The 21,880-nt window shown below is 40.9% G+C and carries 14 protein-coding genes; 4 read left to right on the top strand and 10 right to left on the bottom strand.

Annotation, left to right across the window (positions count from 1 at the left end; all coding sequences use genetic code 11):
- The first annotated feature begins 14 nt into the window (after window positions 1-14).
- Together ribB and N6B01_RS04630 are read left to right on the top strand one after the other, a co-directional pair.
- On the top strand, window positions 15-1,130 hold the full coding sequence (gene ribB / locus N6B01_RS04635; RefSeq protein ID WP_262080140.1) for a 3,4-dihydroxy-2-butanone-4-phosphate synthase: 1,116 nt from the start codon (window positions 15-17) through the stop codon (window positions 1,128-1,130).
- A gap of 54 nt (window positions 1,131-1,184) precedes the next feature.
- The gene (locus N6B01_RS04630) at window positions 1,185-1,454 is read left to right on the top strand and encodes an exodeoxyribonuclease VII small subunit (protein ID WP_182419646.1); all 270 of its coding nucleotides are present in this window, start codon (window positions 1,185-1,187) and stop codon (window positions 1,452-1,454) included.
- Between the two features lie 39 nt (window positions 1,455-1,493).
- On the opposite strand, the gene pip is transcribed toward N6B01_RS04630, so the two are convergent.
- The 7 genes from pip to N6B01_RS04595 form a co-directional block, all read right to left on the bottom strand.
- Window positions 1,494-2,441, bottom strand: a complete 948-nt coding sequence (pip, locus tag N6B01_RS04625) for a prolyl aminopeptidase (RefSeq protein ID WP_262080137.1) — start codon at window positions 2,439-2,441, stop codon at window positions 1,494-1,496.
- A gap of 27 nt (window positions 2,442-2,468) precedes the next feature.
- Complete coding sequence (glmU, locus tag N6B01_RS04620; RefSeq protein WP_262080135.1) at window positions 2,469-3,818, bottom strand: bifunctional UDP-N-acetylglucosamine diphosphorylase/glucosamine-1-phosphate N-acetyltransferase GlmU; 1,350 nt, start codon at window positions 3,816-3,818, stop codon at window positions 2,469-2,471.
- Between the two features lie 45 nt (window positions 3,819-3,863).
- On the bottom strand, window positions 3,864-4,601 hold the full coding sequence (locus N6B01_RS04615) for a cytochrome c biogenesis CcdA family protein (protein WP_262080133.1): 738 nt from the start codon (window positions 4,599-4,601) through the stop codon (window positions 3,864-3,866).
- 128 nt (window positions 4,602-4,729) lie between these two features.
- On the bottom strand, window positions 4,730-5,674 hold the full coding sequence (locus N6B01_RS04610) for a phosphodiester glycosidase family protein (protein ID WP_262080132.1): 945 nt from the start codon (window positions 5,672-5,674) through the stop codon (window positions 4,730-4,732).
- 226 nt (window positions 5,675-5,900) lie between these two features.
- Window positions 5,901-7,029, bottom strand: a protein-coding gene (prfB, locus tag N6B01_RS04605; protein WP_262080131.1) for a peptide chain release factor 2 whose coding sequence is annotated in 2 segments (ribosomal slippage) — window positions 5,901-6,959 and window positions 6,961-7,029 — 1,128 coding nt in all. Because the reading frame shifts where the segments join, the coding sequence is not laid out codon by codon here.
- 200 nt (window positions 7,030-7,229) lie between these two features.
- Window positions 7,230-9,647 (bottom strand): penicillin-binding protein 1A, encoded by a 2,418-nt coding sequence (locus N6B01_RS04600; RefSeq protein WP_262080577.1) that lies wholly within the window; start codon window positions 9,645-9,647, stop codon window positions 7,230-7,232.
- Window positions 9,648-10,173: 526 nt separating this feature from the next.
- A complete protein-coding gene (locus N6B01_RS04595) occupies window positions 10,174-11,436 on the bottom strand; it encodes an N-acetylmuramoyl-L-alanine amidase (protein WP_262080129.1) in 1,263 nt (420 codons plus the stop codon).
- 836 nt (window positions 11,437-12,272) lie between these two features.
- Here N6B01_RS04595 and N6B01_RS04590 point away from each other — a divergent pair.
- Together N6B01_RS04590 and N6B01_RS04585 are read left to right on the top strand one after the other, a co-directional pair.
- Entirely contained in the window at window positions 12,273-15,107 is a 2,835-nt protein-coding gene (locus tag N6B01_RS04590) for an Rne/Rng family ribonuclease (RefSeq protein WP_262080127.1), read from the top strand.
- Window positions 15,108-15,228: 121 nt separating this feature from the next.
- On the top strand, window positions 15,229-15,576 hold the full coding sequence (locus N6B01_RS04585; protein ID WP_182419135.1) for an ADP-ribosylation/crystallin J1: 348 nt from the start codon (window positions 15,229-15,231) through the stop codon (window positions 15,574-15,576).
- Between the two features lie 165 nt (window positions 15,577-15,741).
- On the opposite strand, the gene N6B01_RS04580 is transcribed toward N6B01_RS04585, so the two are convergent.
- The 3 genes from N6B01_RS04580 to glnA form a co-directional block, all read right to left on the bottom strand.
- Complete coding sequence (locus tag N6B01_RS04580) at window positions 15,742-19,173, bottom strand: AsmA-like C-terminal domain-containing protein (RefSeq protein WP_262080126.1); 3,432 nt, start codon at window positions 19,171-19,173, stop codon at window positions 15,742-15,744.
- Between the two features lie 331 nt (window positions 19,174-19,504).
- Window positions 19,505-20,323, bottom strand: a complete 819-nt coding sequence (locus N6B01_RS04575) for a hypothetical protein (RefSeq protein WP_262080124.1) — start codon at window positions 20,321-20,323, stop codon at window positions 19,505-19,507.
- Between the two features lie 143 nt (window positions 20,324-20,466).
- Window positions 20,467-21,876, bottom strand: coding sequence for a type I glutamate--ammonia ligase (gene glnA / locus N6B01_RS04570; RefSeq protein ID WP_182419132.1), 1,410 nt, complete (start codon window positions 21,874-21,876; stop codon window positions 20,467-20,469).
- Window positions 21,877-21,880 lie beyond the last annotated feature (4 nt).

Below are 21,880 nucleotides of genomic sequence, written 5' to 3'. Positions count from 1 at the left end.
AGAAAGTCCTTCAAATGAATCAAAAACAAAAACATGTTGTCGATGCCATTCGCGCTTTTGAACGCGGAGAAATGGTTGTTGTCATGGATGATGATGGTCGCGAAAATGAAGGTGATATTATTGTAGCGGCAAGTCTTTGCACGCCGGAGCAAATGGCATTTATTGTACGCCACACGTCTGGAATTGTTTGTGCACCAATGCCACATAGTGAAGCTAAGCGGTTAAACTTGGCACCAATGGTCGCGGAAAATGATTCTCCCCATTCCACTGCATTTACAGTGACCGTTGATTATCGTCATGGTACAACAACCGGTATTTCTGCCAATGACCGTACATTAACTGTACGTAATCTTGCAAATCCCAATTGTGGCGCAGTTGATTTTGTCCGCCCCGGCCATGTATTTCCCTTAATTGCCCGCGAGGGTGGGGTTTTGATGCGCTCTGGCCATACTGAAGCAGCGGTTGATCTATGCCGTCTTGCTGGATTAGCACCAGTTGGTGTTTTGTGCGAACTCGTCAATGATAATGGCACCGTTATGCGCGGTCCTCAAGTATCCAGTTTTGCCAAAGAGCATAACCTTCATGAGGTAACTGTTGCGGACTTAATCGCCTATCGTCAAAGACAGGAAAAGCTTGTTGAACACGTCGATGAAATAGCTGTTGTAACAGCAGCCGGCCCTGCTATTGCCCATACCTATCAATTGCCTTGGGAACCCATGCAACATGTTGCCATTGTCCTTGGCGATATACGTGACGGTGAAAATGTTCCCGTACGTCTTCACCGCGAAAATGTTTTAAGCGACGTATTTGGCACTAAAGATGAAATAGCAACCATCTTGAAAAAGATGATGGCCAATGAAAAACGCGGTGTTTTGGTTTATCTACGTGAAGGTTCCGTCGGCGTTGGCACTGATGCCCATGATATGCGTAGCCGTGAGCTTATTCTTGAAGGGCATGAAGCCCATAGCGAAGCAGTAACCCGTGAGGATGAATGGCGGCAAATTGGTCTTGGTGCGCAAATTTTAAAGGATTTGGGTATCAATTCTATTGTGCTTTATGCTTCAAAGGAGCGCCATTATGTCGGTCTTGAAGGCTTTGGAATCCACATTACCCGTACAGAAATTCAATAATTCTTTGTTTTAATTAATGGAATTGAGAAATTTAAATATTTTTAGGTAAATATGATGTCAGAACAACCAACAAATAATCAAGATAATGCCGATGTTTCAACCATGAGTTTTGAAAAAGCTTTGAGTGAACTTGAGCATATTGTCGAAAATCTCGAGCGTGGCGATGTACCGCTTGAACAATCGATCCTTATTTACGAACGCGGCGAAGCACTGAAAAAGCATTGCGACACTTTGCTAAAAACAGCAGAAAACAAGGTTGAGAAAATTCGCCTTAACAAAAACAATGAAGCAGATGGTGTTGAGCCACTTGACCCACAAGACTAAAAACCAACGGGGCGTTTTATAAAACGCCCCTTCGATTATTTAAGCAAAATGATTTGTTGCCTGAATAAGCGCCTTTGCAATAGGAGGCTCATTAACGGCATGTCCAGCATCTTCAATAATTTGCAATTCAGCCTCTGGCCACTTTTCCTTTAACTGCCATGCATTAATAAAAGGCGTACACATATCATAACGACCATGGATAATAATCGCCGGAATGTGTCTAATTTTATCAACATTTCTTAACAAGTGGTCATCATCTTCCCAAAAACCACGATTTTGAAAATAATGGCTTTCAATACGAGCGAAAGCTATAACAAAATCGTCATTACTAAAGGCTGCAACTTGCTCAGGATTAGGCAATAGATTAATCGCAGATCCCTCCCACTGCCCCCATAGCCTTGCTGCAGCAAGTTGAACTTCTTTATTATCACTGGTTAAGCGCCGATAATAGGCGCCAATCATATCGCCCCGCTCATTGAGTGGAATATGATCACGATAAGCGGCAAACCGATCTGGAAAAATAAGACTTGCGCCTTCTTGATAAAACCACTCCACCTCAAAACGGCGCAACATGAATATGCCCCGTAAAATAAGCTCACTTACATAATTTGGATGAGTTTGCGCGTAAGCGAGGGCAAGAGTTGATCCCCATGAACCACCAAAAACTTGCCACTTATCAATACCTAAATGGCTACGGATTTTTTCCATATCATCAACCAAATCCCAAGTGGTGTTTTCACGCAACTCGGCATAGGGGGTTGATTTTCCGCAACCACGTTGATCAAATAAAATAATGCGATATTTTTGCGGATCATGCAAACGTCGCATGGTCATTGAAATTCCAGTCCCCGGTCCACCATGCAGCATAATCACTGGTTTACCATTAGGATTGCCGCATTGCTCAACATAAAGGTCATGAATATCAGAAACCTTTAGCATCTCTTGATGAAAAGGTTCTATTTCAGGAAAAAGGCAACCAAGACTCATAATCACATCCTCATATCATTTGAACACTTATTTTGGAGTTTTAAGTGATGAAAAATAGGCACGCAGTGATTTAGCCTTATCTTCCTTATTAACCTGCCGCGCACGCGCCAAAGCCAAAGCATCAGCAGGTACATTATCGCTTACAACACTACCTGAGCCAACATAGGCACCATTACCAATAGTAACAGGCGCTATCAAAGCGCTGTTAGAACCGATAAATGCGTCATCGCCAATTTTTGTTTGCCATTTATTAAAGCCATCATAATTGCAAGTAATTGTTCCTGCGCCAATATTGGCGCGTTCACCGATCTCGGCGTCACCAATATAGCTAAGATGATTAACTTTAGCTTCGATTCCAATTTGCGCATTTTTAATTTCGCAAAAATTGCCAACCCGCGACTTTGCGCCAAGTTTTGCCCCCGGTCGAAGGCGCGCAAATGGGCCAATTGAAGCATTTTCACCAATAAATGCCCCCTCAACATGAGAAAAACTATGAATAATAGCGCCCGATGACACTTCAACTTTAGGACCAAAGACTACATTTGGCTCAATTTCAACATCAGCGGCAATTTTTGTATCAAAAGAAAAATATACGCTTTCAGGTGCTTGCATGGTAACACCGTCAAGCATCATAGCTTTGCGGCACCTTTGTTGCCAAATATGCTCAGCTTGGCTTAGTTCCAAGCGATTATTGATACCAATGACATTATCAAATGGAATTTCAATCGCGCGGACATCAAGTCCAGCCGTGGCTCCAAGCGCAACAATATCAGTTAGATAATATTCGCCTTTGGCATTATTATTTTCTATTTTTTCCAATAGTGACAAAGCGTGTTTGCCATTAATGGCCATTAAACCACCATTGCAAAACTTTATTTTCTTTTGCTCATTGGTTGCTTCTTTTTCTTCAACAATGGCTTGTAATTTGCCATTTTCAATAATTAAACGACCATAACCATGAGGTGTATCACTATAAAAGCCCATCACCACAATATCGCCGCCTGCCTTAAGCTCTTGACGCGCATGGCTTAAAGCTTCTGCTTCAATAAGTGGCGTATCACCAAATACAATCAAAACATCATCATAATTTTTAGCCAATAATTCACGCGCAGCCAGTGCGGCATGGGCTGTGCCAAGGCGCTCCTTTTGTTCAAAGAAAGCAGCATTTGGGGTTAAAGTAGATACAAAATCCTGCACATATTGAGCGCCGCGTCCGACCACAACAGCAAGCTGATCAAAGCCAGCTTTTTCCATCGCTTGAACCACGTGGCCAATAAGTGGCAGCCCTGCAATTTTATGCAACACTTTTGGTAGGCTGGATTTCATGCGGGTACCCTCACCCGCGCCGAGAACAACCGATAAGCAAGAACGTGACATGAAATCCTCTAAATATAAGCAATATTATTATGCTATTTTACGGCATTAACCTAAATTAAGCAAAAATGGAAATGTATCAATAAACCAATTAGATACATTTTGCATTTGGCCAGTAATAAAGACAAGTCCGGCAATAATTAACAAGACACCAATTATTTTTTCGACAATACCAAGATGGACACGCATTGATGCTAAGGCGGACATAAAAAGCCCTGAAAAAATAGCCGCAATCAAAAAGGGGATGCCAAGCCCAAGAGAATAAACAGCAAGCATGGATGCACCTGTCCAAACGGTATCAGACCTTGCTGCCATTGAAATGATTGGGGTTAGAATTGGACCAATACAGGGGGTCCAACCAAAGGCAAAAGCAAGCCCCATAACAAATGCGCCAATTGGGCCAGATTTTGAATTTTTTGCATGAAACCGCGCTTCACGTAAAAGAAGCGAAATGCGGAAAACGCCTAAAAAATGTAAGCCCATAATGATGATCACAACACCAGCAGCGATAGTGATTTCTTGTTGCCAACGCAGCAAAAACCGACCAATGAATGAAGCGGTTGCGCCCAACAATACAAATATTATGGTAAAGCCTAAAATAAATCCGATCGCCGGAATGATAATCGTTGGGTCAAATTTAAAACGGTTTGTTTTACCATTACTACGCAATTCTTCATAACTCACCCCTGCCATATAGCAAAGATAAGGAGGAACAAGTGGTAAAACACAAGGCGATAGAAAAGATAAAATCCCTCCTAAAAATGCCGTCATTAATGTCACATCCATTGGTATATGCCAACCTCAAAATTAAATTATAGGACGAAGGTTTAATCTTCAAAAACCAATTTTTATTAGCTTTTATTTTTTGTTCAAATCATGTCCGTTATTAAATCAACTTCACCAACAAAACCAGATCAATTATTCTTGTCAAGGGTTACCGCAATAATTGGCCCTAAACCATGCCACCAGTCTTTACGCAAAAGTTCTGGTGCATAAAGGCTAGAAATAGAGCCATCAAAAAATAATGCATTCGGTGTTTTTAGCTTATCACGGAAAAAACGCGCCATTTCATCGAAATTGACCTTTTGTTCAGAAATAATAAAAATCACTTCACCACCATTCGTAACACCTACGCCATTGCGATATTCAAGATAGGGAGATTGCGGAATAAATCGCTGGTGAATTTCATTATTGATAACCAACATCGGTCCAGATTGGGTAGCAAGTTGTGGTTTTAAACCACGAGCAATAAAGCTATCTGTATCCAATACACCAGCTTTACCATCATTGATAAAAAAGACACCATTGGGTTTCATATGAAAATTACCTGGGCCATCTTTGGTGGAAATGGAATGCAGTTCTTTGCCATTTTCAATATAAAGCCCCACAGCGGTGTAATCAGCATGATACATGCCAGCATTCATCGCAAAAGCAATTGTTTTGCCTTCAGCGTTAAGTGCGTCTTCTAAACGATAAAACCGCTTATAAGGCTTATCATCACTGCCATTTAAAAATAGTTCAATCCGATCAAGGCTAGGATTGGCGCGACACACAACATAGGTTTTATTTTCAAAGCTATCCGTGGTGCAAAATTGCTTTTTCAAACTATCATCCATTGGGGTAACTGGCGGCGGCAACACAATCTTTGATGTTTCTTCATCTTGCGGAGTGTTTCGCTGTTCCAACATATCTGGCTGTGACAACAAACCAACAATTGGATCATTATCCTTGGTTGTAATACTCTGTTCAACACTATTTTGCCGAATATCATTGTTGTGATTTTCATTAAAAAACCACATAAAGCTCAAAATCAGTGCCATAACAACAATGACAAAAAAGCCGTAATATAATAGCCGCATTGCAAAAACACCTTTGATATTAAACTAAAACACGAAGACATAAAACGCGTAAAAATACATTTATTTTTAATAGATTAAGTAAAACCATTAAAGAGACTTAAAATAAGTATGAAACATAGTCTCATTATTTTATCAAAAAATATGGCGCATTTATAACGCAAAAAGCGAATAAATGCGCCTATAATTTAACCCAGTATTTTTAATAGGTTAACAAAAAGACTTAAACTTAATCAATATCTGCGACATCTTCACCGCCGCCATGCACACGTTGCGCAAGTGCAGCTTCCATGAAAGCATCAAGGTTACCATTTAAAACATCTTGCGGATCGGTACTTTCAACACCAGTCCGTAGATCTTTGACCAATTGATATGGCTGTAAAACATAAGAACGGATCTGATGCCCCCAACCAATATCAGTTTTGCTGGCCTCAGTTGCATTGGCAACTTCTTCGCGCTTTTTCAGCTCTTCTTCATAAAGTCGAGCCCGCAACATTGACCATGCAGCAGCGCGGTTTTTGTGTTGTGAACGCTCAGCCTGACACTGGACCACAATTCCCGTTGCAATATGCGTAATACGCACAGCAGAATCGGTGGTGTTAATATGCTGACCACCAGCACCCGATGCGCGATAAGTATCAATGCGAACATCTGATTCGGAAACTTCAACCTCGATATTATCATCAACAACAGGAAAGACCCAAATACTTGCAAAAGACGTATGGCGGCGTGCATTAGAATCGTAAGGCGAAATGCGCACCAAACGATGCACGCCTGATTCTGTTTTAAGCATGCCATAAGCATTATGGCCCTTAACAAGAATAGTTGCTGACTTAATACCAGCTTCATCGCCATCATGGACTTCCATGATATCGACTTTCATACCATGCTGGTCTGCCCAACGCGTATACATACGCAGCAGCATATTGGCCCAGTCCTGACTTTCAGTACCACCTGCCCCAGCATGAACCTCCAAATAGGTATCATTGGCATCAGCTTCGCCAGAGAGCAACATATCAATTTGCCGCTTATCAATTTCTTGCTTTAAGCCTTTAATAGCTTCTTCAGCATCTTTGATAATACTAGCATCGCCCTCTTCCTCGCCCATAGCGATAAGTTCAACACTATCATCAAGGGTTTGGCTTAATAGCCTTATACCAGCAATTGATTCCTCAAGCCGTTGGCGCTCACGCATTAAATCTTGCGCCTTTTGCGGATCATTCCAAAGCGAAGGATCTTCTGCTTGCTGATTTAAATATTCAAGGCGTTTTAATGACTGATCCCAGTCAAAGATGCCTCCTCAGCAGACTTATGGCCTGCTTGATTTCATCTACCAATGTTTCAATTTCTGCACGCATAATTACGCCACAACCTCTTAACTTATAAGCTTACATTCATTTTACAGTTATCAGCTCATGATTTTAAACTGCAAAAATAAATGCATTTCTTTGTCTTTTGCCTATTTGCTAACGTAAAGTCAAACCGACTTCAATATCAAAAGCGCATATTCGCTATTTGCAAATATGCGCTTCAATTTCAACATGGTTGAATTTTAAATCTAGTAAAGTCCACTTGAGCCACGGCCAATCGCATCATTGACGGTGGGTGACATAAGAGGTACGCGTACCCCCTCCTTGAAAGATTCAGCGCCACCAATAACTTGATAGACATCAGCTGGACCAGTACCGGGTTTAAACGCTTCCACCATGACATTGGGATCACCGGCATGGGCTTGCATACCAGTTTTACGGTCGATTGCAATGAGGCTCATACCTTGTGGCACTTTGAAATCAATTTTCGGCTTACCCTTCATGGCTGGCTCCATAAAGTTACCGAAAATTGGAGCTGCTAAAGCACTACCTGTACCACCAAAGCCTAATGAACGTGGATTATCATAGCCAACAAAAACGCCAACCACAATATCAGGTGTAAAACCAACAAACCAAGCATCCTTGGAATCATTAGTAGTACCCGTTTTACCGGCGATAGGCCGGTTTAAGTAATTAAGGCGAGCTGCAGTACCACGTTGAACCACACCCTGCATCATGGAAGTGATCTGGTAAGCGGTCATTGGATCAAGCACCTGATCACGCTCATCAACCAATTCCGGCTCGGGCTGGTTATCCCAAACGCTCACATTACAATCTTTACAAATACGCTTATCGTGGCGATAGATAGTTTTACCATAGCGATCTTGAATACGGTCAATCATCGATGGTTCGATAGCGCGTCCACCATTTGCAAGAACCGAGTAAGCCGTTACCATACGAAGCACAGTGGTTTCACCTGCGCCAAGCGACATTGAAAGCACCGGCTGCATTTTGTCATAAATACCAAAACGCTCGGCATATTCTGCCACCACCGGCATGCCAAGATCGTTAGCAAGACGCACAGTCATAAGGTTACGCGAACGTTCAATACCATAGCGTAGGGTCGATGGACCTGCAAATGTACCACCATAGTTTTTAGGCCGCCAAATATTGCCAGATCCTTGGTCAATAACAACAGGACCATCAAGCACAACCGATGCAGGCGTGTAACCATTATCAAGTGCAGCAGCATAGACAAAGGGTTTAAATGATGAGCCTGGTTGGCGATAAGCTTGCGTTGCGCGGTTAAATTCTGATTGCGAATAAGAAAAACCACCAACCATTGCTAAAACGCGGCCAGTCACCGGCTCCATAGCAACTAACGCGCCTTGCACGCGAGGTGGTTGACGCAATTGATAAGCATTGTCCGAGCCCTTTTTCTTTTCAACAAACACCACATCGCCGGGCTCTAACACACCAGCAGGATTTTTCGCTGTGCTACGGCGCCCATTTGCATCAACCAAACGATATGCCCATTTCATATCGCTAGCAGCAATCGTTGCTTTTACACGCTGTGAAGATAAAGCATTGGAAAGTTCGCGCTCTGGCTGCAAACCAATTTGGGCACTATTGCTATCGGTGGAAAGGACAACTGCTAGCTGCCATTCTGGTACATCGCTAAATGCAGGTATTTCACCTAGCGCAACGCCCCAATCTCCGGCAAGTGATATCTTTTTATAAGCACCGCGCCAACCAAAATTTTGATCAAATTTAATAAGACCATCTTGCAACGCTTTACGCGCATAGACTTGCAATTGTGGATTTAACGTAGCACGAACCGAAAGACCACCTTCATAAAGTGTATTTGAACCATAGCGTGCCATAAGTTGACGGCGAACTTCTTCAGTAAAATAATCAGCACCAAAGACATAGTTATCCTTGCTGCGCAATGTGACACCGAGCGGCTTTTGCTTGGCGGCCTCTCCATCGGCAGCATCAACATAACCATTTTCGACCATGCGATCGATGACCCAATTACGGCGCTCCAATGCGCGCTCAGTATGGGTAAAAGGATCATAATTCGAAGGCCCCTTAGGGAGCGCTGCAAGATAGGCTATCTGTTCTAAACTAAGCTCATTGATTGACTTATCAAAATAGGTTAACGCGGCAGCTGCAATACCATATGCTCCTTTACCAAGATAAATCTCGTTTAAATAAAGCTCTAAAATATGGTCTTTAGAATAAGCTTTTTCGATACGCATGGAAAGAATAGCTTCACGTACTTTTCTTTGCATTGTAGCATCTGAACTCAAAAGAAAGTTTTTTGCTACCTGCTGCGTTATGGTCGACGCGCCTTCGGGACGACGGCCCGACCCCATATTTTTTAAATTATTGACAACAGCCCGCGCTAAACCTTCAGGATCAAGACCAAAATGACTATAGAAATTTTTGTCTTCAGCTGAAATAAAAGCCGCTTTTAGGCGATCTGGAACCGCTTGAATTGGCAAATATAGCCGTCTTTGATTGGAAAACTCGGCCATAAGACCACCATCTGCTGCGTGAACGCGCGTCATTACTGGTGGTTCATATTTTTCCAAAACTTCATAATTTGGAAGTTCTTCTGATACTTCGTTGACATAAGCGGTTGCGCAGCCAAGCCCCAGAATTGCAAGGGTCAATGTTGAAGTAACTGTATATCCCAGAATTTTTCGAAACTTACGTGACACTATTTTCAGACCATTATAAATTGAGAAAAGCAATTAATCCCATTGCATTTGCATTCAAATACGTCAAAGACAAGGAAAATGACAAGAAAAATTAAAATATTTTAAAATTCTTATGCCATTTTTACGAAATTCGTTAATTTTATCACTAATTCTGTTGATACACGTATTTTTTTGTACGAACAAAAGAACTGGCAAAAATAAAAGAATCTTGCGAAACAAATTAATTATCCCCCTCAAACTCTGCTTACTGCAAACGCTCAACCAAGAAATATACCCATTATATACAATAATCTAAACACCGCGTTTTATTTTTGGCAGCAAGCAAGATATTATCTACCTGTTTTTAATAATAAAAGCATGTTAAGTCAAATTACTATTATTTTACATAACTTTAACAAATTAAACAATTTCATTAAAATACTTATCGATACAATAGGAAGTCGCTTTTCACGCCAAAACAAAAATATTATGGCAATGCCTTTTGCATTCGCATTTGAGCATATTTTTCAATCGCATTACTAATAATATGCGCCATATTATTGCGCCAAACAGGATCAGAGATAAGCTTCTCATCATCAGCATTGGAAAGATAACCAAGTTCAATTAACACTGAAGGTATATCAGGCGCTTTTAGCACCATAAAGCCTGCATATCGGTGTGGATTATTAATAACACGTATTTGCCCTTCATTAAGGGATGAAATAACCCGATCAGCAAATTTCGATGAAAAGCCATCAGTTTCGCGTCGTGTCAAATCAATCAATATATCGGCAACTTCAGGCGGCTCATCGGGTGGCAATTCACCTAATAAGTCGGCTTTATTTTCATTCTCAGCCACGGCTTTAGCCAAGGAATCTGAAGCATTATCAGATAAAGTATAAACTGTTGCCCCCCGAATATCAGGCAAATGGATAGAATCGGCATGGATCGATATGAAAAGATTGGCTGCGTTGCTACGTGCCAATTGGACACGCTCGCCAAGGCGTAAAAACGTGTCATCATCACGGGTTAGAACCACTTTAAATTGTTTTTTTTCAAGAACATCTTTCAGTGCCTTAGCAAAGGCCAAAGTCACACTTTTTTCTTCAATACCACTAACACCAATTGCACCAGTATCAAAACCACCATGTCCCGCATCAATAACAATTGTAAACTCATCATTCTTTACGTTTATAGCCATTTTATCAGGCTTATTGTGATCAAGATTTTCAGGGTTTGTACGCCGCAATTGCTCAAATTTTCGCGTGTGTTCTATTGACTTATCAAAATCCTGGTCAGGCACGGCTTTTATATCAATGATAAGTTGCCAAATATTTTCATTTAACGATTCAACATCAACTCGCTCAATAGCAAAGGCCGTTTTCATGGCAAAAACCATGCGCGACTGCGTTGGGTTTATTGCACCATAGCGCAATTCTTTTACCATACCGCGTATCTCTACTGCTTTAAGCGGCATCAAAAAATCAGCTTTGGGTAAATCAACAACTAATCTTGGCTGTTTATCTAAAAGCATAAGGCGGTAATTAGGTTTCTCATTTAAAACAGTAACTATTCTTAATCGATTATTGTCGCCAGTAAGCCGCGTGCTTAAAACTTTAAATGACGCAGAATTGCTACCATCGACCTCACTTGCTGCCGCTAAGCTATAATTAATGACGACACAAAAAATTGCCAATTGCAGAAAAATAAAGATTAAGCTTTTTGAAAACCAATTTTTTGATAAAATCATTATTCTGCAACCAATAACTTTGAGCATGACATATTATGTTACCGACCATAAAGCGGACTGGCAAAAAATCGCAATGAGGTATTTAAAAATTAAATTATCGCTAGATTAAGACCTGTACGATATGTTTTCATATTTTTTTTACCGTAAGATTGCAAGGGGTTTCAGTCAAATTTCATGGGCTACGTATCCCCAAATAAGGTTAGATTTCAAAGTAAGGAAACAAATAATTTAATTAATTCATAATATTCTAAAAGATATAAATCTTGTTTCAATTGACGGATTTTGCTTGCAAGATTGCTTTCTAAGCAATAGAACAAAAATGCTGAATTTTGTGATATGAGGTATCAACAGGCATCCATGCGATGGATATATTGCCAAATGCCCGTAATAAGCAGAATATTAGCATGAGGATGAACTACAAACTCAACCGGCTTTGTCAATCTTGACATGTAAGATTTGAGTTTTTGTTTCAACCTAGATTTAATTATTATTTGGGTGCGTTAGTGTGACAGGCTAAATTAATCCCATAAATCAGTTTATACATTTTTACCGCTTAGGCTGAAGAGCTTTTGTAAAAATGAACTATAATAAAGTTTCGCTGATCCGATATTCGGATTATAGTATAATCGTTTTGCCAGGAGCCGTTATGGTTCATTCAGAACGGATGAGAAAAGAGAAAATGACCGATGGACTTGCCTTAGGGCAACTCTATGTCGCACGTCATTGCTCCGGTCCGGTAAAACCTGAATTTGCAAGCCAAGATGAAATGACAGTAACGCGCAGCATTTTTCTGCTGATCGCGCAGGTTAGACATTTGGTTTGTTGGAATTTGCAATATGTCAAACAACAAAATGCTTATAGATGCCTCCCACCCGGAGGAAACACGGGTTGTCGTCACACGCGGTAACCGGATTGAAGAATTCGATTTTGAATCGGACCATAAAAAGCAACTGAAAGGCAATATTTATCTTGCCCGAGTGACGCGTGTTGAGCCGTCCTTGCAAGCTGCCTTTGTCGAATATGGTGGCAATCGCCATGGCTTTTTAGCGTTTTCAGAAATCCATCCTGATTATTACCAAATTCCTGAAGCTGACCGCCAAGCTTTGCTTGAGGCTGAAGAACTTGCCGCCAAACAAGAGCAAGACGCAGAAGAGGCTGCTAAAGCCAATAATCGCAATGGCAAAAACACTCGCAACAACCGCAAAACTCAATCGGCGGCAGCAGATAGCGACATTATCTCAGAAGATAATGATGAAAATGACATAAATATTGAAACAGATAACAATGATGACCATGAGCTTGAAAGTGATGATAGCGATAATAATGAGGACATTATTGAATCTGTTGGCGCAGAGGATGCATTAGAAGAGCTTCCAACACTGCAAAAAGCCTATAAACGCGATTATAAAATACAAGAAGTCATTAAAAGACGCCAAATCCTGCTCGTACAGGTCGTTAAAGAAGAGCGCGGCAATAAGGGAGCTGCTTTAACCACCTATCTTTCTCTTGCCGGTCGCTATTCCGTTTTAATGCCTAATACAGCGCGTGGTGGTGGCATCTCACGCAAAATTACGAATATTAATGATCGCAAACGCCTCAAAGACATCGTCAAAGAACTCGATGTACCAAAAGGCATGGGTATTATCTTGCGTACAGCAGGAGCTAATCGTACCAAGGTTGAAGTTAAACGCGATTATGAATATCTTATGCGCCTTTGGGAAAATGTTCGTACACTTACACTAACTTCAATTGCCCCTGCCCTTGTTTATGAAGAAGGTAGCCTTATCAAACGGTCAATCCGTGATCTTTACAATAAAGATATCGAAGAAATTCAGGTTGCAGGCGAACGCGGTTATCGTGAAGCAAAAGACTTCATGCGTATGCTTATGCCAAGCCATGCCAAAGCTGTTCAACCCTATCGTGAATTAACCCCGATTTTTGCGCGAAACGGCATTGAAACCCAACTTGACCGTATGTTGCAACCAGAGGTAACATTAAAATCTGGCGGTTATCTCGTTTTAAACCAAACCGAAGCTTTGGTTGCAATTGACGTGAATTCTGGCCGCTCGACCAAAGAACATTCGGTTGAAGAAACCGCCGTTCAAACCAATCTTGAAGCTGCCGAAGAAATTGCCCGTCAATTACGTCTGCGCGACTTGGCTGGTCTTGTTGTCATCGATTTTATCGATATGGAAGACAAGCGCAACATCCGTTCAGTTGAAAAAAAGCTTAAAGATTGCCTAAAAGACGACCGCGCCCGCATTCAAGTGGGTCGCATTTCACATTTCGGTCTCATGGAAATGAGCCGCCAGCGTATTCGTGCATCAGTGCTTGAAAGCACCATGCAGGTTTGTCCGCACTGCGCTGGAACTGGCTATGTGCGCTCGCAATCATCGGTGGCCTTACATGTTATGCGCTCAATCGAAGAATATTTATTGCGTAATGGTCAAAATAATATCATCGTTCGCACTCCAGTTAGCACCGCACTTTATGTGTTAAACCATAAACGCAAACTACTTTCTGATCTTGAATTGCGTTTTGGCTTAACAATTAGTATTGAAGCAGATGAAACCGTTGGTGCCCAGCATTTAGCAATTGATAAAGGTACGCCTGCAGAAGGCACACCAGCCGTTATCATGCCAATAACTCCAATCTTCGAAGAAGAGGAAATCTATGAAGATATCCCTGAAGTCGAAGAGGAAGAAGAAGTTGTAACGGTTAACGAGCCACAAAATGACAATAAACGACGCAAAAATAAGAAAAAGCGTGGCAATAATGACCGCAGACAAGAGGCTAATGGTGATAGCGTAACAAGCGATCTAAGCGAAGAAGAGCGCAACCGCCGGCGCAGACGTCGTGGTCGCCGTGGTGGACGCCGTAACCGTGACCATTATGATAATGATCGTAAGCGCTTGCCTTTTGCTGAACCAGTAGGGCCATTTGCACAAGCAGCTCTTGCTGAAATACGTCAAAGCCGTCGCAACCGCTTCCTTCCTGCAGCTGAGCCCGTTGGCTTTTTCCCTAAAGCGGCTGCCGCAAATGGCAACGTAAATGCTAAGCAAAATGGTATCCAAAAAATTGCCATTACGACACCACAAACCACTTCGCAAGCAACAAACAATGGCGAACAAAAGCCAAATAGCCGTGGTCGGGGACGTGGGCGCCAAACAGCAAGGAACAAGAACCAAACAGTTGAGGCTGCAACCGATAATTTGGCTGTAGTATCGAACGAAAATGCTGCGCAAAACAAAATTATCCCTAATGCAGAACCAGTTGGCCCCTTCACCAAGGTGGAAACAACCACTCAAGTTGTGGCTGAAAAACCAGCGGCAAAGGCCAAACGAAAAGCACCGGCAAAGCCAAAAACCGCCACCCCACGACGCACTAAAGCTACCAAAACAGATACTGCGGTGGAAGCAACATTGAGTGAAGCCGCTGCGATAAGTGATGTTGTTGTGCCTGACACCAAAGACAGCGAAGTTAAAGCGGACACAGCAAAGCCACGCACACGCCGTAAACGCAAAGCTGATGATGTTAGCAGTCATAATACTGAGATTATCGAAAATAATGAAACTGCAACAGCAAAAGAAACAGAAATAACCGTTTCCTCATCGCAAGATGGCGACAAGCCGAAGCGAGGCGGTTGGTGGCAGAAAAAAGGCTTTTTTTGATCGCTAGAGTAATGACCAAATAGCTTGGTTGACCATTTGGCATTGACCTAAAAACCTTTTTATAGTTTATTGCCCGCCATATATAAATATATGGCGGGTATTTTTTATAAGGGATCACATTATGACAGTTGAAACAGTTACTCTTTGGCGTCCAGTTGGCCCAGAAGAATTAAAACTTATTGAGCAAACAGATATGACCGCCTTTCCAGCACGTTTGCCTGACCAACCGATATTCTACCCAGTTTTGAGCGAAGATTATGCGATTAAAATTGCACGTGATTGGAATGTTGCGCGCAGCGGCTCAGGCTTTGTAACCCGCATGGAAGTTGATAAGGCTTTTCTTGATCAATATGATATTCAAGTTGCTGGCGGCAATGCCCATCAAGAATATTGGATTCCTGCTGAAGAGCTTGATGCATTCAATGCTGCAATTATTGGAAAAATTGAAGTTACCCACGAATTTCGCTAAATTTTTAAGGTTTTAAATTAGCCTTTAAGGCAACAGAGGAATGCCTAATTAAATAAGCAGTTAACGCAGTGCAGGCGCATCATTTTTATAAGATAGATTTTTAAGGAATGCTTTATTGCAAAGAGATCTACTGTATCTGACCAAAGTTTTTATTTTATAAAAATGTTATTGCTGTTTATATTCAAATATCTGCCTAAAAATACCCGGCGCAATGGCCGAAATTGGATTCACAGTTACTTTGGGTTCGCGCGCCTTACCATCAATTTTAAAGGTAATACCAATAAGCCCGCGATCGCGGCCATTGCCCAAGATTGTGCCTAGAACCGGCACATCGCCGAAAACACGGTTAATACCATAGGCTGGCATAAAAGTACCTGTCATAGACATATTACCTGATGCGTCATAGACAATACCTTGAAAGGTCGCTCCAATTGTTTGACCACGGATAACGCCGCCATCAATCACCAAAAAACTATCGCCCTTGCCAATTTGCGCCGAAGCCGTCTCAATAACAGCCACAGAAACATCAAGCTTACCATCCACGGCTTGATTAAGGCTCTTACCGCCACTATGCGGCGTTGAAGACACTAAAGACGCAAGACGTGGCTCATTAACAATTTGAAAATCTTGCACGTTAACAGGCCCTTTTAAAGTTCCATCGGTGCCAGATTTTAACGATAATTGCAAAATACCGCCGCGAACCTTATCATAAAAATCCATGAAACGTAAAAGCCCTCCGGCATTAGCTGCATTAACAGAAATGTCACGGCTATTATTATTACGCGTAATTTTTGCGGTAATTGATTTATTATCACCAGTCAAAGCATTAAAAATGACATCTTCACTGGATGAGCCACGCCGAACCATTTTAAGTTTTACATTACTCAAAGTTTCGTCATAAAAACCACTAAGACTATCAATATCGGCAACAAGATCAAGACTATCATTAGACTTAGCTTGCCCTTGGTTTTGACTTCCGCTAACCATTTTTACTAAGGCACGCGCATCAAGTTTTTTGCCATTTGCCACGATACGATAACCATTATTCGTTTTGCGTAAAGTCAACCCCAAACTATCACCACGATTGAGATTGGCTCTTGATAGATCCGCAGACTGCAATGCACCATTTTGAATGAGTATATTGCCGGCAATCATAAAACTATTACCCTTCAAGCTAAAATTATGAAGTTCAATAGTTTTAACATTGCCACCACCATTCTTGAATGAAAATTGCACTTCGCCAGCAATCCCCTTACCCTTGGTCCAACTGACCCATGGCAAACGAATTTCTGCATTGGAAACATCTGCTTTTACCGGACGAGCGCCCTCTACGGGCGCCCCGATTTCTAATGCAACAGTTCCTGAGACAATGGAATTAAGACCTGGCATCAGCTTTTTTCGAATATCGTCTGTCAATTGAATACGAATAGTTTCACTGGGTATGATATCAGAAGGCCCCATAGGGCGGTACAGGTTGATATTAGCTGGAATTCCATTTAGATTGGCATCGGCAATAATGGTGATGTCACTTTTATTGAGTTTTGCCGTGCCTTTAGCCTGTGTAATAAGAATATTTCCATCAAGCGGACTTAACAGTGACAATTTGTCAAATAATAACTCACTTGACCAATCAATGAGAGATTTATCAGGGCGCGGCATTAATGGAAAACGGATTTTCAACAATCCAGAAACGTCACCGCTAACCTCTTCAGCCTTAAATGGAACCTTATCCTTAGCATTTATTGGATCTAGGCTAACCAATCTTACAACATCGCTAACCTTACCTTTAAAACGCGCTGAAGCATCTGCAAAAACCTTAATATTAGGCCGCCATGGAATGACAAAATAACCTTCACTTAACTCAATCTGGTTTTCTTTATTATCTATATAAGATATTGCACTATCCATAAAAATTTCTGTCGTAGTACCTTTAATAACAACACGTCCTGCGCCTTGGCGCAAGGGCGGCAAATCACCAACTAATAAAGTTGATACTTTTTCAAAATCCCCCTCAAGAATAAGTTCTTTCTCGCTTAACACTGGTGGCACACCACCGGGTACGAATATGCCTTGCGGAAAATTAATTTTTAAATTGGCATTTTTGACCTCGCCACCTGCAACGTGACTTACTACCCATCGACGCGCGCCGGGCGACAAATTAATTGGCCATATCTGCTTTATTTCATCGCTCGGCATATGCGGCATAGAAAACTCAAGCTGCGTTTGTGGTGATCCGACACCAAATTGCAAACTTCCACGCCCGTCGATTTTACCATTCTTAGTTTCAAGTAATAGTTGGGAAAAATCAACAAAGGCTCGTTTTGCGAAAAAGCGACCTTTAATCTCACCGTTAAAATCAAGGCGTGCTGCCTTTACATCGTCTGGTTTGACTGCACCATCATTCATAACAAGGTTAAATGCGTATACACCTTGTTCACCACTCATCGAGATCGATTGCACACCACCTTTTAATGGCAAGTAGAGCGAGCCAAGAATTAACTCCGAAGGCAAAATAGCAATCTGTCCATCACCGCTTTTATACGCTAGATTTATTTCACCACTTGTTGCAATATCATTGTCTTGAGCAATATCGGTTCCAGTTTCACCTAAGCTCAAAGTCAATCCCAATTGTGTAGTATTATTAGTTGTTAAGGCGCCTTGCAAAGCAAGGTTGACTTTTCCTCGGCTACGAAAATAATTATTATTGGGTCGTCCATCCGCAAATATACGAGCAACATTATCATCGGCGCCAAGATGGAAAGGAAAATCTTTCATAGAAATCACAAAGCTATCAGCAGCACCAGAAGCAGAAGTATTAACCGTTGCTTCCAGCGCTATTTTTTGATCTTTCCACGTTAGACTTCCTGTTGCTAAAATATAATTATTCTCATATTGTAGCGATAATTCATCTATATAAAACGTCTTTTGCACCGCCTCGCTACCAAAATGCACGGACACATTGCGAATAACCACCAAATGGGTTTCTTGGCTTTTTAAAGCTGAAAAAACCCCATCGAATGCCTTAAATAAAGCAAAAGAAATGGTATCAAAATCTATATTCCCCGATGTATCCTGCGGTAATTTATCTAAAAAATTACCATCATTGGATGCTGGCATGTGGATGCTGCTATCCGCAATTTCAAATTGTGCTACCTTTATATTACCTTTTAAAAGCGGTGCAGTCGCAAGACCAAGGCGTAAAATACCAATTTTATCAATCTCTACACCACCTTTAACATTGGTTAACCCAACATTATGTGCCTCAAGTGCCAAATGATAACTTTCATCAAAGGAAAGCGAGGCATCATCTATCTTAGTCTCGGCAACATTGATTAATTTACCTTGCAACGCCGCTTCCATTTTTTGCGCCAGCATATTGCCGCTGATACCAACCTTAAGTAAGATGGCAAGCAATATGCTAAAAAGCACAAGTAAAATAAAGCTATAAATCAAACAACGCTTAGCTAATAGAAAACAAAAAGGCACAATCCGCCTCTCGCGGATTTTAATACCATCTGATTGCATAGACGAAGGAAAGTGATGTAATTTTTTGATACTTCGCTTAGAAAAGCGAATTTTCTTGTGTTTCTTAGTCAAGGTAAATCCATCGCCCCCGTTTTTGCATTTCAAATCCCGCATAAAATCATACAATTTAAATCAGCATTATAATTTGAAACTATGATTTGGCACTATTATCTTGCTGTTGCCAAGCTATCAATTGCACTTAATCTACGCTCTAAGCAATGAAACGCAATGACTGCAGCTACATTTATTTTGCTTAAACAAGGCAGTGATTGCAACCAATTCATTTTATATATGATTTAAAATAAGGATTAAAGAGAAAATAAATTAATGCATTAAGACATTACCCTAATGCATTATTTTTAAAGCCATATTAAAAATTGGAACACAAAAATAATAAAGTTAATTATTTAGCGTCAACAATTACGGGCTTGCGTAATTGAGCTTTTTCTATACCAGGAAATGCGCGTTGATAAACGAGTAATTGCATTGGATTATCGGCTGATAAAATATACCATTTGCCTTCGTCAAGAACTGCAATAACATCTGAGGTTATTTTTTGTCGCTTTAGCTCATATGCATTTGTGTCTGATATAGATGCGCTTTGCTTTTTGACCTTCAACTCAACTACAGTTGTTGAAGGTATGATGAAAAAAGGCTCTCCATCTTTTTTCTCTTGCTTTTCCCTAGCTGTAACATCAAGTGTTCCAGCTTTTTTATTTTTGAGATCAACATCCCAACTTATAACTTTGGCTATTTCCGTAAAAGAAGTAATATCACGCTTGATATTTTCCTTCACTTTAGCTTCATCAAGCGCAACACCATCAACGGGTTTAGAAATTTCTGTCAAAATTTTAATCACACGAGGGGGAATACCGGCAATTAAGTCATCGACATTTTTATTCATTGTCGCCTGACGGTAATTTGCAGCAACCTCATTTAAAGACTTTAACTCACTCTGAGTTGCCTCGCGGGCGGACGCAATATTGGTTAAAACAATACTTGCAAGAAAGCTTGCAGCTACTAGTTTCTTAAATTTCATTTTTTCCTGCCATATTCTCTTGCAAATTTTTATTGGCACAGTTTTAATGCATTTATCATTTTTGCATTTTAACTTTACAAATAACAAAGCATGCAAATCTTCTTTTGACCAATTATTAACCCGATATTGATTGATATAAAACGAATAAATCAAAAAAAAGGCATATTGAATAGTTATATTCAATATGCCTAAACAGTTTGCAACAAATTTTAAAGAAATGTTACAGTTGAAGTTATATTTTCAAACTTTTTAGATCAAACAATGGTTAAAGTTTAAAATCTAATCCATTGTTTATATTAATTAAAAATCTAACAAACCAAGATCAATTAGACAGAATAGTACATATCAAACTCAACTGGATGTGGCGTCATTTCATAACGCATATTTTCTTGCATCTTAAGTGCGATAAATGAATTGATCATTTCATCATCAAATACATCGCCAGCCTTAAGGAATGCGCGGTCCTTATCAAGTGATTCAAGCGCTTCACGAAGACTACCGCAAACCGTTGGAATTTCTTTAAGTTCTGCAGGAGGTAGATCATAAAGATCCTTATCCATCGCTTGACCTGGATGGATTTTGTTTTTAATACCATCAAGCCCAGCCATGACGAGAGCTGCAAAAGCAAGATATGGATTTGCTGTTGGATCAGGGAAACGAACTTCAACACGCTTGGAAGCAGGTGAAGAACCAAAAGGAATACGGCAAGAAGCAGAACGGTTGCGTGCTGAATAAGCAAGCAATACAGGAGCTTCATAGCCAGGAACCAAACGCTTATAAGAATTGGTTGATGGATTTGTAAAGGCATTAACTGCCTTGGCGTGCTTGATTACACCACCGATAAAGAATAGGCAGCTTTCAGAAAGACCAGCATATTCGTTACCGGCAAAAGTTGGCTTGCCATCTTTCCAGATTGATAAATGCACATGCATACCTGAACCATTATCACCAAAGATTGGCTTTGGCATAAAGGTTGCTGTTTTGCCATAGGCATTAGCTACCTGATGGACAACATATTTGAACATTTGCATCTTATCAGCTTCACGCACCAAAGTGTCAAATTTAATGCCAAGTTCATGCTGTGCAGCTGCAACTTCATGGTGATGTTTTTCAACAACAACGCCCATATCGGTCAAAACACTCAACATTTCTGAACGCATATCCTGACATGAATCAATCGGCGGCACTGGGAAATAGCCACCTTTAACGCGCGGGCGATGAGCAAGATTACCAGTTTCAAATTCTGAATCATCATTTGATGGCAATTCATTAGAATCCAAACGGAAACCAGTATTATATGGATCAGCCTTAAAACGCACATCATCAAAGATGAAAAATTCAGCTTCGGGACCTACAAAAATTGTATCGCCAATACCAAGCGACTTCAAATAGGCCTCCGCCTTTTTAGCGATAGAGCGTGGATCGCGATTATAAGCTTCACCGGAAATTGGATCTAAGATATCACACATGATAACCAAGGTTGACTGCGCAAAGAACGGATCCATATGGGCAGTTTCTGGATCTGGCATCAATACCATGTCTGATTCATTGATTGCCTTCCAACCGGCAATTGATGAACCATCAAACATCACACCGTCAGCGAACATATCTTCATCAACCTGTGAAATATCCATGGTTACATGGTGCATTTTACCTTTTGGATCAGTAAAACGAAGATCAACAAAGCGAATATCATGATCTTTAATCTGCTTTAGAATATCATTTGCAGTTGTCATATTA

Source organism: Bartonella sp. HY406 (genome assembly GCF_025449315.1).
GTDB lineage: Bacteria > Pseudomonadota > Alphaproteobacteria > Rhizobiales > Rhizobiaceae > HY038.
Note: the sequence above shows the minus strand (reverse complement) of the source record. Positions and strands in the feature narration are given on the sequence as shown.

Excerpts from the sequence above, each read along its gene's own strand:
- N6B01_RS04590 (WP_262080127.1), top strand. The coding sequence starts at position 12,273 with ATGTCAAACAACAAAATGCTTATAGATGCCTCCCACCCGGAGGAAACA.
- N6B01_RS04595 (WP_262080129.1), bottom strand. The coding sequence starts at position 11,436 with ATGATTTTATCAAAAAATTGGTTTTCAAAAAGCTTAATCTTTATTTTT.
- glnA (WP_182419132.1), bottom strand. The coding sequence starts at position 21,876 with ATGACAACTGCAAATGATATTCTAAAGCAGATTAAAGATCATGATATT.
- N6B01_RS04630 (WP_182419646.1), top strand. The coding sequence starts at position 1,185 with ATGTCAGAACAACCAACAAATAATCAAGATAATGCCGATGTTTCAACC.
- N6B01_RS04585 (WP_182419135.1), top strand. The coding sequence starts at position 15,229 with ATGACAGTTGAAACAGTTACTCTTTGGCGTCCAGTTGGCCCAGAAGAA.
- N6B01_RS04610 (WP_262080132.1), bottom strand. The coding sequence starts at position 5,674 with ATGCGGCTATTATATTACGGCTTTTTTGTCATTGTTGTTATGGCACTG.
- ribB (WP_262080140.1), top strand. The coding sequence starts at position 15 with ATGAATCAAAAACAAAAACATGTTGTCGATGCCATTCGCGCTTTTGAA.
- glmU (WP_262080135.1), bottom strand. The coding sequence starts at position 3,818 with ATGTCACGTTCTTGCTTATCGGTTGTTCTCGGCGCGGGTGAGGGTACC.
- N6B01_RS04615 (WP_262080133.1), bottom strand. The coding sequence starts at position 4,601 with ATGGATGTGACATTAATGACGGCATTTTTAGGAGGGATTTTATCTTTT.
- pip (WP_262080137.1), bottom strand. The coding sequence starts at position 2,441 with ATGAGTCTTGGTTGCCTTTTTCCTGAAATAGAACCTTTTCATCAAGAG.